Origin of the sequence: Confluentibacter sediminis, from assembly GCF_003258355.1 — a bacterium.
GTDB classification, from domain to species: Bacteria; Bacteroidota; Bacteroidia; order Flavobacteriales; family Flavobacteriaceae; genus Confluentibacter; species Confluentibacter sediminis.
This window is the reverse complement of record NZ_QKPO01000023.1, coordinates 12,902-30,291: the sequence shown is the minus strand read 5'-3', so window position 1 is coordinate 30,291 and position 17,390 is coordinate 12,902. Positions and strand designations below refer to the sequence as shown.

Genomic DNA, 17,390 nt, shown 5'->3' with positions numbered 1-17,390 from the left:
ATGTTACTATTAAATCATTCCAACTTTAAATTAGAATGTGGCACAGACGAAGCTGGACGCGGTTGTTTAGCGGGACCTGTGACCGCTGCCGCTGTTATAATCCCCCCTGTTTTTGAAAATTCCATATTAAATGATTCTAAACAATTAAGTGAGAAAAAAAGAGAATTGCTTAAGCCTATTATAGAACTTGAAGCTTTAGATTTTAAAGTTGCTCATGTTTTTCAAGAAGACATTGATAAAATAAACATTTTGAATGCTTCCATTCTAGCCATGCACAAAGCTATTGCCACTTTGAAAATAATCCCAGAATTTATAATTGTTGACGGCAACAGATTTAAACCTTATAATAACATCCCTTTTGAAACTATCGTTAAAGGAGATGGAAAATATATGAGTATTGCTGCTGCTTCCATTTTAGCAAAAACGTATCGTGATGCTTATATGAATTCAATTCACGAAGAATATCCTATGTATAATTGGAAACAAAACAAGGGGTATCCAACCATTGAGCATCGAGAAGCTATAAAAAAATATGGCATTACAAAATATCACAGAAAATCGTTCAGACTTCTGCCCGAACAATTAAAACTTAATCTTTAGTATTTTATAAAATATTGCTTTTATATTCCCTATTGTTTTATTTAATAGTAAAATGAAAAATATGTAGGTTTGTATAAATTAAGTTATTCATGAGATTTTTTTGTTTTACTTTCTTACTTGTTTTAATCACTAGCTGTACCAAAGCAGACTTAAATAGAACTAAGCTTATCCACTATGCCCCAGAAAATGCTTCTGTTATTTTAAGAACCAATCATATGGAAAGCTTAAAAAGCAGTATAGATAACAGTCCTTTTTTTGAAACTCTTTCAAATACCAATGTCTATAAAAATCTTGATGAAAAACTAGAGCACATATCTCTTTTACAACCTAATGGGGATGTTTTAATTTGTTTTTCAAAAGATAAAACAGATAGTCTTCAACATACTGTTATTACAAAATACAGCAAAAAGCTATTTGTAACAGATTCATTAAAAAACTATAAAGAAGAAGTTTTAACATATAAGAACAAAACAATAATAAAATCTACCTTAAAAAATCAAACGTTTTACAGTGCTGTTATTGATAGTGTTTTTATGGTATCTTCATCTAAAGACATTATTGACGCTGCCTATGATAAAGAATATATAGATACTGAATTAGAAAAAGTTTACAACACGACAACCTCCGACAAAACATTATCTGTTATCATAAAATCCAATGCTCCCTTTGTAAAATCGCTTTTTTTAGATACTGGTTTGCCTTTAAAAACCTTTACCAATTACATAGCTGTAGATGTTGATATAAACCAGAATCAAATTTTTATTAATGGTATTACCAAGGCTTTAGATTCGTCTCATAGTATAATTAATATTTTTAAGAATACCATTCCGCAAGAAAATCAGCTACAAAATATAACACCGAATAATAGTGATGGTTTTATGAGTTTTACTTTCAATACTTTTGAAAATATAGAAACCAATTTACAGACCTTTACTAAAAAAGATTCTTTAAAAAATTCAACATCTCTTTTTGATAATATTATTGAAGTTGGTGTGATTTATGAAGAAAATAAGCGAGCCATTGTTTTAAATTCTTTAGATATTATTTCCACCAAAGACGAATTGTTGGGAGAATTGAATAGTCTAGATACTTTTAGGGAAACAGATATTTATAGTTTTAGTAAACCTGATTTATTTTCTAAAACATTTAATCCATTAATCATCTTCAATAAGGCTACAAAATATTGTATTTTGGATAATTTTTTTGTGTTTGCTGATGATTCAGAATTGCTTCACAGCATCATTGCTAATTATCAAAATAAAACTACATTGAGTGAACAATCTTATTTTAGTGACATCAAAAAACAATTGAATGATGCTTCTTCATTAATGATTTTGGCCAATCCTACCATTCTCAAAAATATTTTGGAAAAAAATCTTGACGAGACCATCACTTCCCCGTTAAGTAATTATAATGCTTCGGCTATACAATTTATTTACGATACTAATTTTGCCCATGTTAATGCCATAATAAAACAAACAAAAATTAAAGCCAGTGAAAATTCGATTTCTGAAGAATTGAATATAAAATTAGATACCGATTTATTAAACACACCACAGTTTGTTACCAACCACATTACAAAAGAAAAAGAAATTGTTGTACAAGATATTAAGAACAATCTCTATTTAATTTCCAATAAAGGAAAAATTATCTGGAAAAAACAGCTGGAAGGTCCTGTTTTAGGCAGTATTGAGCAAATTGATATTTATAAAAATGGCCGACTTCAATTGGCGTTTGCAACACCACACCGCGTTTATGTCATAGATAGAAATGGTAAAGACGTCGCACCATTTCCAAGCATATTCAATGATAATATCACACAGCCTTTATCTGTTTTTGATTATGATAACAACAAAAATTACAGATTGTTAGTTACCCAAGGAAAAAACATATTAATGTACGATGTGAATGCTAAATTGGTAAATGGATTTACATTTAAATCAGCAAATGAAAATATCATCAATCAGCCACAACATATCAGAATAAAAAGGAAAGACTATATTATATTTAAAACAGAAAAGAAGCTTTATATATTAGATAGAATTGGCAAAGTTAGAGTTACACCTAAAACATCAACCTCTTTTTCTAGTGAACCTGTATTCTATTATGATGAAAAGTTTACAACAACAAGCTTAAATGGCGAGGTAATATTCATTGATATTAATGGAAATATATCATCATTAAATCTTAATCTTACCGAAAAACATCACATGGACGCCAGTAGCAAAACATTGGTAACACAAAGTGAAAACAAACTAAACATTAAAGGAAAAACCATTGAATTAGATTTTGGCAGTTATACGGCACCTAAACTGTTTTATATTAATGATAAAATATATGTTAGCATTACAGACTTGCAATCGCATAAAGTATATCTGTACGATAGCCAAGGTGAACTAATACAAAACTTTCCTGTTTACGGAAATTCAGTTATAACACTTGATGCCATTGATAAAGATAGAAATTTAGAATTTGTCGTAAAAGGTGAAAATAACTCTATAATTCTGTATGAAATACATTAAAAATAAATAAAATATAATCTTATTTGTTTTTAATATTCTGGTTATTCATTAGTAATTGATATATTTACTAAGCTATTATCATTTACATAAACTGAAATATCAAGCATTCATTTGATTCTATTACCTATTAACGTTTTTCTTTTATAACCCTTGTGTCTCTTTATCAAATGGTTTATAAAAGTAAAGGTTCTTTTTATGAAACTAAATAACGGCAACCAAATCTCAAGTCCCTAAATCTTGAACGTCAAAGTTTCGACTTTGGCGTTCTTTTTTTATAGGGTTTCTGTTTCGAAATTAGTACTATTGCATTATTAAAAAACATAACATGATTACTAGAAAAAATGCCTCTATTTCAAAATTCCTCATTCATAAAGTTGGAAATAAATTCAATGATACCAAGAATGCCTTTTCAGAAAAAATAGTGGATTTTGATGAGGCTAGCTATAATTTAATGCTACCTTTTTTATTACGTCCTTTTAGTAGTTTAGTACAAAGTTACCGTTTTAACCATCATGCAAATATTAATCTAAACGAAATTAATAGCTATAGCAAACAAATTTTTAATGACGATGATGCGTTTATAGATGTTTCAAAACATATCGTTACCCATTTATATGAGCAATCTACTTCAGCAAATATTAAAACCGGTGATGTTTTGGTTGTGATGTTTGAAGGTATCGAATTTAATGAAATAACCACGAACGCCCTTGGCATTTTTAAAATTGAAACTAAAGTAGATTTTTTTCAAACCTACTTAGAGAACAATAGTTATGATGTTTTGGTGCAAAAAGGCATCAGTTCTAAAAAAGTTGATAAAGGCTGTCTTATTTTAAATCAAACAGATACCGAAGGCCCTATTGTTTTGAGTATAGATAATAATAGTTATGATGCACAATATTGGATTCATCAGTTTTTAAATATTAAATATGCAGATGATGCCAATAACCATACGCAACAATACATTGCTTTATGCAAAGAATTTTCAACCGAAATTTTAAAAACCAGCTATGGAGCCCAAGAACAAAATACGTTTTTAGCTAAAACCATTGATTTTTTTAAAGAAAATGACATAGTTAATATTGAACGATTTAAGGATGAAATTTTTGAAGAAGACAAACATAAAAGCTTGTTTGATGATTATAAAAAGACTTTTGAAGGCGAACAGAATATAGTCATGCGAAATCAATTTGATGTTGCCGAAGCTGTTGTAAATAAAGAAAAAAAGAAAATTAAAACGGATATTAAGCTAGATACCAATATTCAAATAAAATTAGATATTGATGCTCCTGATGCTTCCAGTGAATATTTAGAACGCGGTTATGATGAGGAGAAGAAAATGTATTATTACAAGGTATTTTTTAATGTTGAAGCCTAAATACCTTCAAAACAATAAATAATTTCTTCATCTTCATTATTAAACAAGGATTTTACTTTTATAAATCCGTTTTTTGTATAAAATTTATGAAGTTCAAAATCTTCTATGGTTAGCCAATATTTTTGGTTAGGACGTGTATCTCTAAGATTTGATAACCAAAGAGAACCCAAATTTTGCCCTCTTTTGTCTTCCAATACATAAATAAAACCTAAATAAAGATAACCTTTTTCGAACCATATCTTAGCTTCTTCTTTAGCATATAACATATCTGGTGGACATTCTGAAAACACTAAGCCTCCTGCTATTGGTTTTTCACCTTCCAAAAGTAAATAACATTTAGTAGAATTTTTATACAACTCCCAAAATGGCAAAATACTATCTTGCCAATCTTTAGGGAGTATATTAAAAAATTGATCGTGTGTTGTTGCTTCTTTAAAATTCATATACTTATAACAATCCCCAGGACCATAATTTATCTGAATCTTCGGTCCATCGATCACCAATATCTGTTCTGTAATAGCTATTATTAATAATGATGTTACTAATTCTATTATACATCATTTTTTGGGCATCTTTCATAGTCGTGCCTATTCCTGTCACTAAAACTGCAATTCCTATATTTCCTGTTATTAACCACTCATCGTTAATCTTCTTTAAATGCATAGGATGAACACCTTCTTTTCCATTCTTTTTAAAAACAACAACGGCATCTTTAGAAAAAAGTCTGAAAGCTTTTTTATCATCAAAAGGAAAAGGTGGCACGACAATAAAAGCACCTACTTGAAATCCTTTCCTAACATTAATTTTAAACTTTTGCTTAGAAGCTAACTTATAAAATAGCTCCCCAATAGGTTCGATAATACCAGATCTTTGGATAAATATCTGTGGATAACCAAAGCGGGATGTAAACTCTAACGGATAAATACCATTTCCATTTACAATACAGTTAATATCAATATGCCCAATAAAACCATGTTTTGCTAAGGTATTTTGAAACTTTAAAAGAGTGGCTTCAAATATGGGGGAATCTTTTGTCCAAAACATACTGGTTCCCATTTCACCTGTGGAAACCCCTAATTCTTTTGGAAATAATTTTTTATGTTCAAAAGTGATATTAATAGGATAAATAAATTCTTCTCCATTGAAAAAAGCAGCTATGGAGATTTCTACCCCTTTCACTTTTCGTTGTAACTGAAAATTACCAAAATTATCGCCCCAAGATTTTTCATAGGCCTTTAAAACCCTAATAACATCCAGACCTTCATCATCACTTCCAACAAATAATAACTGTTTTAATTCTTGAGTTTCGCCACATGGCTTCAATACATAAGAGTTGGGGTTCTGTTCAATATAATTTATGGCGTCTTTAAATGACACAAATTCTTTTGATGGTAAAACTTTTATCTTATGCTTCCGCAACTCGTCTTGTCCAAAATTTCTATCAAGTTCAAGGTTATCTGTATATTCAGTTCCACCAACAACCAATTTGCCTGCAGCTCTTAATTGTGTTGCTATATTACCATATCCTGTATAGTCAAAAATAATGACATCTGCCCAATCAATATGTTCTTCCCACTTGGTGACCTTTTTCACAAAACCAAGACCTATTTCTCTAGAAGATTTGTCTTCTATAAATAATTTAACCTCATTTCCTTCCAATAAGGTTGTATATGCTATATCTAAAGATTCACCCCATCTTGAGATGAAAAGGAATTTTTTACCAGAAGTTTGCTTTGTTTTCACTTGAAAAAAAGACTTATATTATTCATAAATTTGAATACAATTTAGCGTTGTAATTTTATGCGAATGTATATAAATAACGCTACCATTATTCATTTAATATACTAAATTTTTATATTGACAAAAAAAACCTATCAACTTTCGCTGATAGGCTTTATAAAGGATATAAAACTATATAACTAGCTTTTTATTTTTTTCTTTTCAGCTTTACTAATGGAATCGTACATTAATGGCGTTGCTATAAATAGCGATGAATAGGTACCTACAACGATACCAACAATCAATGCAAACATAAATCCTCTAATAGATTCTCCACCAAAAATAAAAATAGCCAATAATACAACCAATGTTGTGGATGATGTATTTAAGGTTCTTCCTAAAGTACTACTTAACGATACATCTACTACTTTTTCAAAGTTCCATGTTGTATGTTCAGCAAGATATTCTCTTACCCTATCAAACACAATTACCGTATCATTTAACGAATAACCAATTACCGTTAAAATGGCTGCAATAAATGCCTGGTCTATTTCCATACCAAAAGGCATAAACTTATAGGTTAATGAGAACACCCCTAAGGTTATCAGTACGTCGTGGAATACAGCCAATACAGCACCCAGTGAGAATTGCCATTTTTTGAAACGTAATAAAATATAAAGGAACACGACAATTAATGACCCTAAAATAGCCCAGAAAGAAGCTTGCTTAATATCATCTGCAATGGTAGGACTTACTTTGAATTGTTCCATCATACCAACTTCTTTATTAACATTGGAATAATCTACAAAATCCTCATAAGAAACTCCATCTAAATAAGGCTGTAATGCATTATAAAGTTTCATTCTTATTTCTTCATCCACTTCAGCACTAGATTCATTGACTTTATACTTAGTGGTAATTTTTAATTGGTTGGCATCTCCTGCTATTTTAGCATCGGCACTACCAAATTCATCAACTAATTTACCGGTGATTTCAGTGGCGTTCACATCTTGTGCAAAACGCACTTTATAAGTTCTTCCTCCAACAAAATCTACGCCTTGGTCTAAACCATTAGTAAATAATGATCCTAAACTTATTAGAATAAATGTTCCTGAAACGATGTAAGCTACTTTGCGTTTTCTTAAAAACTGAATATTTATATTTCTGAAAAGGTTTTTTGTAAGTGCGGTTGAAAATTGCAGTTTACCTCCTTTATTAACATACCAATCAATCAATAATCTTGTTATAAAAATAGCCGTAAATAACGATGTTAAAATACCTATCAATAAGGTTGTGGCAAATCCTTTAATAGGACCTGTTCCAAAAACAAATAATATCAAGGCAGTTAAACCTGTTGTTATATTAGCATCTAAGATTGATGATAAGGCATTACTAAACCCATCTTGAATGGCTTCTTTTTGTCCTTTACCCTTGGCTATTTCTTCGCGAATACGCTCAAAAATAATAACGTTAGCATCAACCGACATCCCTATGGTAAGTACAATACCTGCTATACCAGGTAATGTTAGTACTGCTCCAAGTCCGGATAAAACACCAAAAATCAATAAGATGTTTAACATCATGGCAATATCTGCAAAACCACCAACTTTACCATAATAAACAATCATCCATACCAATACTAAAACCAAAGCTATTATGAATGACATCGTACCACTATCAATAGCTTCTTGCCCTAAAGATGGCCCTACTACTTCACTCGAAATAATGTCTGCATGCGCTGGTAATTTACCGGCACGTAATACATTCGCTAAGTCTATCGCTTCATTTAATGTAAAGTTTCCTGAAATTTCAGAATTTCCACCAGAAATAGGTCCCGTTGTGACACCTGGCGCAGAATATACCACATTATCTAAAACAATAGCTATTTGGCTACCTTCTGAAAATGCCTTCCCAGTCATTTCTTCCCAAATCTTAGCACCTTTAGCATTCATTTGCATGGAGACGGCTGGTTTACCTGTTGGCCCATAATCTTGTCTAGCATCCACAACAACAGCTCCACTTAATTGTGGCACATTTTCTCTATTTCCTGCAAGTGCATATAAATCTACAATCTCACTATTCGCTTCTGGTTTACCAAAAACAAATTTCACATAGCGTTGCTCTGCCGGAAGCAATGCTCTCACTTGAGGCATGTTCAAATAGTTTAGAACTGTCTCTTTATCTTTAATTTCAAATCTTCCAACAACAGGACCTCCTTGATAACCGGTTCCTCTCCATAAATCAATTAATGGATTGTTTGACGCCGTCGCTGTAGAATCTACACTGGTTTCTCCTAAAAGATCATCAATTTTAGCATCTTGAGCATTTTCTTCGTCTTGATTTTCAACTTCAGTATTTTTTTCTTTTACATCAACAATCTCTTTTAAAACCTCATTAGCTTGTTGTATAAATGGTAAAAATTGTTCGCCTTTATAAGCATCCCAAAATTCTAATTGTGCTGTACTTTGTAATAATGTCGAAGCACGCTCCACATCTTTAACTCCTGGCAATTCAACTAAAATACGTCCAGAACTACCTAAACGTTGGATATTTGGAGATGTGACCCCAAATTCATCAATACGTTTACGCAATACTTCAAAAGCAGACGTAATGGACTCATCTATTTTGGTAGCAATGACTTTTTTTACTTGGTCATCGGTCATGCTTCCATCAATTTCACCGTCCAATGCTTTAGTATAAAAAATATCTGGAGATGCTAATTTGGTATCCCCTTTTATTTTATCAAAAGAGATAAAGAAATCATCCAAATAGGTATTCTGACTATTTTTTTGAAGATTAGTGGCATCGTCTAAAGCTTTGTTAAACAGAGGATTTTTAGTGTTATTTGCCAATCCTTTTAATATATCCTTTACTGATATTTGCAGAATGACGTTAATCCCTCCCTTTAAATCCAATCCAAGATTCATTGCTTTTTCCTTAACCTCGTTATATGTGTATTTTGCAATACCCATATTAAACACAGTGTCTTTAGCAATAGATTCTAAATAACTTGCTTCATCGTTACTTCTTTTTTCCCTGTAGTCTGCTTCAGTATCAGGAATTTTACTAATAGCAACCTCTTTAGCTTTATTCTCTATTTGGTTTGCTTTAAATGTGAATGATAGTTGGTAAATACTTACCAAACCAAACAAAATTGCAAACAATTTTACTAGTCCTTTATTTTGCATTATTTATATAGTTTTTGGTCAAATTTTTTAAAACGAGCAAATATAGAATTTACCGATGATTTGACAATTATTTTTTATGATTATAAATTAGTAATAAAGCTTTTACATATATAATAAAAGCTAATTTTAAAAACAGCTGCGTATTCGTTTAACCAGCCAAATTTTAAATTAATCCTCCCGCATTTGGTCCTGCTCTACCATCTGGGATTTTATGTGAAGTATTATCTATGGCAATCGCACTATCTTTTCTGAATTTATAGGTTTCCTTTAAAGTATTATCAATAGTAATAAAACCTATGTCATCAATAGATACTAATAGATTTGGTAGAAAAAATCGAAGATTGTCGGACTTAATTTCTAATGCATATTTTCCATTTAAATCAGATCCTGTATCCTGTTTTTGGATTTCAAAAACATCAATGTCATACGAATTTGTGTTTTTTTTCGAAGGTGATTTAGATGGGTTTTTATCTTGATTAGAAGAAACATAACCAAGTTCTATATCATTATTTACTTCAGAAAGCAGCTCTTTTATACTTACAACATCTGTTTCGCTATAATAAGTGATTTTTAAGCGTCCTTCTTCTTGAAATTCTTTGACATGGATATTATTAGCTCCAATACCTATCAATTGCTCTTTTACAATAGCAATGGCATTTTGAGCTTCGTCTGAGGTTACTTTATCATTGGTAAACCGTAAAACGATTTCCTGATTTGGTAAACAAACTTCCTGCTGACTGGCAATACCAATTAAGGCAATTATAATAAATAAAAGGCACCATCTCAATTTCATGAGCCAAATATATAATTTAAAAGTTAAAAGTTAAAAGTTAAAAGTGCCTAAAATTGCAGTTAACATACAACTTTAGGCACTTATTAATAAAACGTACTTTAAATACTTATATTTATAATAGATCGTTTACAGCTTTTACGCCTTTAGCACTTTCTTTCATAGTAGCGATTTCTGCATCATTAAGTTTGATATCTATAATGTCTTCAATACCATTTTTGCCTAATATAACTGGCACACCAAGACAAATATCGTTAAATCCATACTCACCTTCCAATAATGCTGAACAAGGGAATACTTTTTTAGTATCACAAGCAATAGCCTGAACCATTCCAGATACTGCAGCACCCGGTGCATACCAAGCAGATGTACCTAATAATTTAGTAAGCGTGGCACCTCCAACTTTAGTATCTTCCAATACTTGGTTTAATCTTTCTTCTGATAAAAACTCAGAAACTGGCACTCCATTTCTTGTGGCTAAACGTGTTAAAGGAATCATACCTGTATCGCTATGGCCACCAATAACCATACCATCAACATCACTAATTGGGCCTCCAATAGCTTCGGCTAATCTGTATTTAAAACGTGCAGAGTCTAAAGCACCACCCATACCTATAATTCTATTTTTAGGTAAATTAGTTGATTTATGAACTAGATACGTCATAGTATCCATTGGGTTACTTACAACAATTATAATAGTATTCGGAGAATATTGTATTAGGCTAGAGGATACGGTTTTAACAATACCTGCATTAATACCTATTAATTCTTCTCGAGTCATTCCTGGTTTACGAGGAATACCAGAAGTAATAATACAAACGTCACTATCTGCTGTTTTACTATAATCATTGGTAATACCTGTAATTTTGGTATCAAACCCGTTTAATGATGCCGTTTGCATTAAATCCATGGCTTTACCTTCGGCATAGCCTTCTTTAATGTCTAATAATACGACTTCAGAAGCGAAATCTTTAATAGCTATATATTCCGCACAACTAGCACCTACGGCTCCTGCTCCAACTACTGTAATTTTCATAAGTTTTTATTTTAAAAAGGTTTATTGTATATAATATTTTAATCAAAATTGAGGATTTTTATTAACCTAAAATATGATTTTTGTTTGGTTCTGAATGTGTAAAATTATGTAGCACAAAAATATAAATTAAAATGTTCTTAATAAAAAAAGTGCAAGATTAAATCCTGCACTTTTAAAACATCCAACTAATAACTAAAAATAAACTAATTCAAACAATCAAATTATGACTCTTTAATATTTTTATCTAAATCCGAAATTTATACCCGCTGAAAAAGTATTGAATTCGGCTACATGATATTCTGCATTTAATCTAAAAAAACCAAGTTTCAGTTTAGTACCAATGGTACCCCTTACACCAGACACTTCGCTGGAAACTGAAAATGGATCGACAATGGGATCAGATGTTATAATACCATTGGACACTCTATAAGTTCCTAACAAATCTGATTCGGATTTTCCTTTAATATATCCAATACCACCATAAAAATTTATTACAGGTAGTTTTGTGGAAGCAATTAATTGAAATAACCATGTATTGGTATCGTTTTCTAAACGTTGATTATCACCATCTATACCAGAAGAATCAGTTAAATCATAAGAACCATCTAAATGACTATAAGCCACTAAGCCAGATATTGCTACTGGTAACAATTTATCTGCAGGCAACCATTTGGTAACCTCAAATTGCACGCCAGCACCATACATACTCAATGATACGTCATCGGTTTTTATTTTAGGTACAAATCGGGCCTTCAATTCAATACCTTTCATTAGTCCAAGAGCTCCCTGAATATATGCTGTTGGTAATAAATTTATATTTTCTGAACCAATACCACTTGGTAAGGTAATTTGTTCTGTTTGTTGTCCAAATACAGGATCATCGTAGGTTATCAAAACATTGATGTCTGGATTGTTTTCCCCTAATGCCGTAGAAACCATTTGTGAGTTTGGACCCTGAACAAATTCTACATTATTGTACAAATCCGTATTCATTAAAAATGTCTTGTTCTCGCTTTTTACTTGTGCAGCATTGGCTATAATTGATATTTCAAAACCGCCTAGAGGTTTAGCATCTGCCGTATTAAACCAGTTAGCATTCATGCTATACATTAAGCCATTGGTTCCTGGTGCTAAATAATCATTAGCAAAACGCTGTGCATCATCTATACCCGCAGCAAGTAAGGCATCTAAATCATTTTGAGCCTTTGAAGAAATAGTTGCTATACAAAATACGATAAGTAAAGCTATTTTTTTCATTCTTTAATAAATTTGGATATACAAATATATATAAAAAACTACAAGAAACAACATTTTATCTAAAAAATTTGTATTTAATCGATATTATAACATTAATCAACTACTGAAGACAAAGAAATGAATAGGAATTTTAATTGATTAATCGCTATAAAAATGATTAACAATTTAAAACAAACAATATTTAATAAAAGTCACTAGTTTAGTAACCTGATAAAACATCAAGGATGAGATACACAGTTTTAATAAGATTAGTATTAGTGTTAGTGATACTTCAATCTTGTAGTAAAGATGATGTAAGCGGTGATTATTCAAACGGAATAAATAAAATTGCCAATAAACAGACCACAGGAAGTTCTGCGAACGATATTCTTTCTGATTCTAAATTTAAAAGTATCCTTATTGAACTGGTTTACGTAGAAGGCTTTGAACCAACCTCTACTTCTATTAATAATTTTATAAATTTCATCAATGCTAGAAGCTACAAACCAAAGGGCGTAACCGTTGAAAAAAGAGGCATTCCTTCTCTTGGAGATAAAGAATATACCATACAAGAAATTGCAGATATTGAAGATGCTAACAGAACAAAATATAATGATAAAGAACAACTTGCCATATGGGTGTTTTTTACAGATGGAAAATCTGATAAAGATGATGGAACGTCTGTTGTTTTGGGAACTGCTTACAGAAATACATCCTTTGTTATTTACGAAGAAACGCTTCACAAGTACAGTAACAACCGATTTCAGCCAACACGAAGCTTATTAGAAACGACTGTAATCACTCATGAATTTGGACATATATTAGGGCTTACAAATTTTGGTTCTGCCCAGCAAACACAGCACGAAGACACAGAACACCCTAAACACTGCAATGTAAAAAACTGTTTAATGTATTGGAATTCTGGAACTTACTCTAGTTTTTCTAATACGATTAATATGAACTCCCCTCCGCAATTAGACGCACAATGCCTTGCTGATTTACAGGCTAATGGCGGGAAGTAAATTAACTAAAAAAAATGTCGCTATATGGATATAGCGACATTTTTTTTTAGTAAGCTTATCAAGCTATTAGGCATCAATATTAGCATAAATAGCATTCTTTTCTATAAAATCTCTACGAGGTGGCACTTCATCTCCCATAAGCATAGAGAAAATCCTATCAGCCTCAATACCATTATCTATTTGTACCAAACGCATGGTTCTAAATTCTGGATTCATAGTTGTATCCCATAATTGCTCTGCATTCATCTCTCCAAGACCTTTGTAACGCTGTATATTAACGCTTCCTCCAAAATCTTCGGCAATAGAGTCACGTTCCTTATCACTCCATGCATAAGCTTTCTTATTTCCTTTTTTAACTAGGTATAAAGGTGGCGTTGCAATATATATGTGTCCACCTTCGATTAATTCTTTCATGTACCTAAAAAAGAACGTTAAAATTAAGGTGGCAATGTGGCTACCGTCAATATCGGCATCACACATAATGACTACTTTATGATAACGTAATTTAGAAAGGTTAAGCGCTTTACTATCATCCTCTGTACCTATTGTAACCCCCAGAGCTGTAAAAATATTTTTTATCTCTTCATTCTCAAACACTTTATGTGTCATCGCTTTTTCTACATTCAAAATCTTACCCCTTAAAGGAAGAATAGCCTGAAATGCTCTATCACGTCCTTGTTTTGCTGTACCACCTGCAGAATCTCCCTCTACAAGAAAGACTTCACATTTAGCAGGATCTTGCTCGGAACAATCACTTAACTTTCCTGGCAAACCACCAATACTCATAACGGTTTTACGCTGAACCATTTCACGAGCTTTTTGTGCAGCATGACGGGCTTGAGCTGCCAACATTACTTTTTGGACAATAATTCTGGCATCGTCTGGATGTTCTTCTAAATAATCAGTTAACATCTCAGATACCGCTTGACTTACAGATGCGGAGACTTCCCTGTTCCCCAATTTGGTTTTTGTTTGACCTTCAAATTGAGGTTCTTGAACTTTTACTGAAATAATCGCTGTTAATCCTTCACGGAAATCATCACCTGCTATTTCGAATTTCAAATTTTTCAACATCCCTGATTCATCAGCATATTTTTTAAGCGTCATAGTTAAACCACGACGAAAACCTGCTAAATGTGTACCACCTTCATGGGTATTGATATTATTAACATACGAGTGTAAGTTTTCGGCATAAGACGTATTATAAATCATGGCAACCTCAACAGGGACTCCGTTTTTTTCACCCTCAAAAGCAATAACGTCTTTCATTAAAGGCTCTCTATTTCCGTCTAAAAATTTTATAAATTCTTTTAGACCTTCATTAGAATGAAACGTTTCACCTTCATAAGTTCCGTCTTCTTTTTTCTCTCTTTTATCAATTAGGTGAATGGTAATCCCTTTATTTAAAAATGACAACTCACGCATTCTACTGGCTAAAGTATCATAACTATACTCTACTGTTTGCGTAAAAATAGTTGGATCGGGTTTAAATGTCACCGTAGTACCACGCTTCTCTGTATCTCCAATTTGCTTAACAGGATACATGGCTTTGCCTCGTTCGTATTCTTGCTCGTAAATTTTACCATCTCTGTAAACGGTTGCTGTTAAATGCTCGGATAATGCATTCACACAACTAACACCAACACCATGCAAACCACCAGACACTTTATAAGAATCTTTATCAAACTTTCCCCCTGCGCCAATTTTAGTCATAACAACTTCAAGTGCAGAAACCCCTTCTTTTTTATGTATATCTACTGGAATACCACGCCCATCATCTTCTGTTGTAATAGAATTATCTTCATTGATAATAACTGTGATATTATTACAATGCCCCGCAAGTGCCTCATCAATAGAGTTATCTACTACCTCATAAACTAAATGATGAAGTCCTCTAACCCCAACATCACCAATATACATAGATGGACGCATACGAACATGCTCCATACCCTCCAAAGCCTGAATACTATCTGCCGAATAATTATGCTTGTTAAATTCTTCTTTTGGTTCGCTCATATTAAAATATTTATATAAATTTTAGTATCTTTTTTTCATAAAAAAAGATGCCTTAAGCATCCTTCTGAATACATACAAATATACGGAATTTCTAAGTGTTTTAAAAGTATTTCGTCGATTTAAACGTATAATTATCAACATTTGTTAATTACTACAAAATAGCTTAAATCGCTTAAAAAGTGGCTTAAATTTGATTTTGGCCTTTTTCTTATCTGTTTCAAAAATGAAATTTAAATAAAATGGCTTAAATCGCGTATTTTGAATTTTACAACTTTTAAAATGATATAAAAAAGGGGATTAAAACAGTGTTATTCCCGAACCATTTGAAGAAGAAAATACAATGTTTCCATTTTCAAAACACACCCCTTCAGCAATATCTTTTTGTAATAACATCGCACCATCTGCATCCATACAATCTATCAATCCTGCTAGTTGTGTTAGATTTGAAATTCCTACAGTAGATTCAGTCATACAACCAGCCATAACCAGTAAATAATGCTTTCTTGCCTTTTCGATCATGTCTAAGGCAGGGGTTATGCCGCCACATTTCATGAGTTTTATATTAATGCCATGAAAAACTTCGGCACATGCATCTACATCTTCCAATCTTTGACAACTTTCATCGGCTATAATTGGTAGCAAACTTCTCTTCATTAACAATTTCATTCCTTCCCAATCGTCCGCTTTTAGAGGTTGTTCTATAAATTCAACATTTAAATCAATCAATGCTTTCATATTCGAAATGGCTTTTTCGACCGTCCAACTAGCATTGGCATCAATTCTAAATACAGAATCCGTTATGTCTCTTAAACCCCTTATGATATCTACATCATGATCGGTTCCTAACTTTATTTTATATATAGGCCATGGCTTTTCTAGAATTTTAGATTGCATATTCTCTATAGAATCAATGCCTATCGTATAATTGGTAAGAGGTAATGGCTTGACACCATTGCTCCAAAAACTTCGCAGTGTTTTCCCTCTTATCTTAGCATGTAAATCCCAATATGCACAATCTATAGCACATAACGCAAAATAATCATCTTTTAAATGAGGTTCTAAATCATTCCATAATTCTTTAGGATGTTTTAAGTCAGTTTTTTGAATAATGGATTCCACTTTTTTAATGGAACTTTGTATTTTTTCAACGGTGCTATGATAATATGGATTTACCGTCGCTTCGCCATAACCTGTAAATTCACCATTATGTATACTAACAATGACGGTACTTTGAGTTTCTACCGTATATCTGGAAATAGTAAATGGGTGCTGTAATGGCAATTGGTAGTGCTTCGAGGATACAACTAATTTCATAAACCAAATATAGAAAAGTTAATAGTAATTTTTATTTATTATTATTTTCATGTCATTATGTAACCAACAAATATTTCTCGATTTTTTTAATAATTTAATAATTATGAAATAGGATGTGATAAAAAATAGTGCTTTATATAGTATTTCTGTATATATTTGACAGGCTAAAAAGATATAAATGATATTTAATAATAACAATAATTTCAATAATCCTAATCTTTAGGACAGGAAGGTTATTGTTTAAACATATATAAAGCCTTCCTAGTTCGGAAGGCTTTTTTTAATATAAAAATTTGAAGTATGAGTAAAATTATGACAGTCGACGTATTGTCGAGTATTAAAGGAGCACAACCGAGTGAGGCCGTGAACAAATTATTTGATGTGATTAAAAATGCACAGCCAACAAACAATAACTCTTTTAATAATAATCGTAATAATTACGTGTCTTTAAATGATCTAAGAGATGATGTAGTAATAGAAAGCTCTGCATTGGAAAAACAAATCATCATCGAAAACTTCCCTAAAGAGAAAAACGGATATTTAGTAGTCTCTAAAATTATAGAAGAATAATT

13 protein-coding genes are annotated in these 17,390 nt (G+C 31.7%); 5 read left to right on the top strand and 8 right to left on the bottom strand.

Translation table 11 applies throughout. From position 1 onward, the window contains the following. The 3 genes from rnhB to DKT72_RS16745 all read left to right on the top strand — a co-directional run bounded on the left by rnhB (window position 1) and on the right by DKT72_RS16745 (window position 4,497). Window positions 1-600 carry a ribonuclease HII gene (gene rnhB / locus DKT72_RS16755; protein WP_111309901.1) on the top strand — a complete coding sequence of 200 codons (600 nt, stop codon included), beginning with the start codon at window positions 1-3 and terminating at the stop codon, window positions 598-600. A gap of 89 nt (window positions 601-689) precedes the next feature. Further along, entirely contained in the window at window positions 690-3,122 is a 2,433-nt protein-coding gene (locus DKT72_RS16750; RefSeq protein ID WP_111309900.1) for a ribonuclease HII, read from the top strand. Window positions 3,123-3,447: 325 nt separating this feature from the next. Next, window positions 3,448-4,497: a nucleoid-associated protein gene (locus DKT72_RS16745; protein WP_111309899.1), complete on the top strand. Its 1,050-nt coding sequence runs from the start codon at window positions 3,448-3,450 to the stop codon at window positions 4,495-4,497. Here DKT72_RS16745 and DKT72_RS16740 read toward each other — a convergent pair. The 6 genes from DKT72_RS16740 to DKT72_RS16715 all read right to left on the bottom strand — a co-directional run bounded on the left by DKT72_RS16740 (window position 4,494) and on the right by DKT72_RS16715 (window position 12,487). After that, the gene (locus tag DKT72_RS16740) at window positions 4,494-4,940 is read right to left on the bottom strand and encodes a GNAT family N-acetyltransferase (protein WP_111309898.1); all 447 of its coding nucleotides are present in this window, start codon (window positions 4,938-4,940) and stop codon (window positions 4,494-4,496) included. The two genes, DKT72_RS16745 and DKT72_RS16740, sit on opposite strands and share 4 nt — an antisense overlap. 4 nt (window positions 4,941-4,944) lie before the next feature. Next, the gene (locus DKT72_RS16735; RefSeq protein ID WP_111309897.1) at window positions 4,945-6,240 is read right to left on the bottom strand and encodes a phosphoribosylamine--glycine ligase; all 1,296 of its coding nucleotides are present in this window, start codon (window positions 6,238-6,240) and stop codon (window positions 4,945-4,947) included. Window positions 6,241-6,416: 176 nt separating this feature from the next. After that, window positions 6,417-9,404 carry a protein translocase subunit SecDF gene (gene secDF / locus DKT72_RS16730; RefSeq protein WP_111309896.1) on the bottom strand — a complete coding sequence of 996 codons (2,988 nt, stop codon included), beginning with the start codon at window positions 9,402-9,404 and terminating at the stop codon, window positions 6,417-6,419. Window positions 9,405-9,567: 163 nt separating this feature from the next. Beyond that, complete coding sequence (locus DKT72_RS16725; RefSeq protein ID WP_111309895.1) at window positions 9,568-10,197, bottom strand: hypothetical protein; 630 nt, start codon at window positions 10,195-10,197, stop codon at window positions 9,568-9,570. A 112-nt stretch (window positions 10,198-10,309) separates the two neighbouring features. Further along, a complete protein-coding gene (mdh, locus tag DKT72_RS16720) occupies window positions 10,310-11,230 on the bottom strand; it encodes a malate dehydrogenase (RefSeq protein WP_111309894.1) in 921 nt (306 codons plus the stop codon). A 240-nt stretch (window positions 11,231-11,470) separates the two neighbouring features. Then, on the bottom strand, window positions 11,471-12,487 hold the full coding sequence (locus tag DKT72_RS16715; RefSeq protein ID WP_111309893.1) for a DUF6588 family protein: 1,017 nt from the start codon (window positions 12,485-12,487) through the stop codon (window positions 11,471-11,473). A gap of 224 nt (window positions 12,488-12,711) precedes the next feature. Here DKT72_RS16715 and DKT72_RS16710 point away from each other — a divergent pair, with 224 nt between their 5' ends. Then, window positions 12,712-13,488 carry a membrane metalloprotease gene (locus DKT72_RS16710; RefSeq protein WP_111309892.1) on the top strand — a complete coding sequence of 259 codons (777 nt, stop codon included), beginning with the start codon at window positions 12,712-12,714 and terminating at the stop codon, window positions 13,486-13,488. Between the two features lie 66 nt (window positions 13,489-13,554). Here the strand turns inward: DKT72_RS16710 and gyrB are convergent, their stop codons facing one another. Next, on the bottom strand, window positions 13,555-15,504 hold the full coding sequence (gyrB, locus tag DKT72_RS16705; protein WP_111309891.1) for a DNA topoisomerase (ATP-hydrolyzing) subunit B: 1,950 nt from the start codon (window positions 15,502-15,504) through the stop codon (window positions 13,555-13,557). 297 nt (window positions 15,505-15,801) lie between these two features. Beyond that, complete coding sequence (locus tag DKT72_RS16700) at window positions 15,802-16,818, bottom strand: dipeptide epimerase (RefSeq protein ID WP_111309890.1); 1,017 nt, start codon at window positions 16,816-16,818, stop codon at window positions 15,802-15,804. A gap of 300 nt (window positions 16,819-17,118) precedes the next feature. Here DKT72_RS16700 and DKT72_RS16695 point away from each other — a divergent pair, with 300 nt between their 5' ends. Further along, window positions 17,119-17,388 (top strand): Asp-tRNA(Asn)/Glu-tRNA(Gln) amidotransferase subunit GatC, encoded by a 270-nt coding sequence (locus DKT72_RS16695; protein ID WP_220628146.1) that lies wholly within the window; start codon window positions 17,119-17,121, stop codon window positions 17,386-17,388. Window positions 17,389-17,390: the final 2 nt, after the last annotated feature.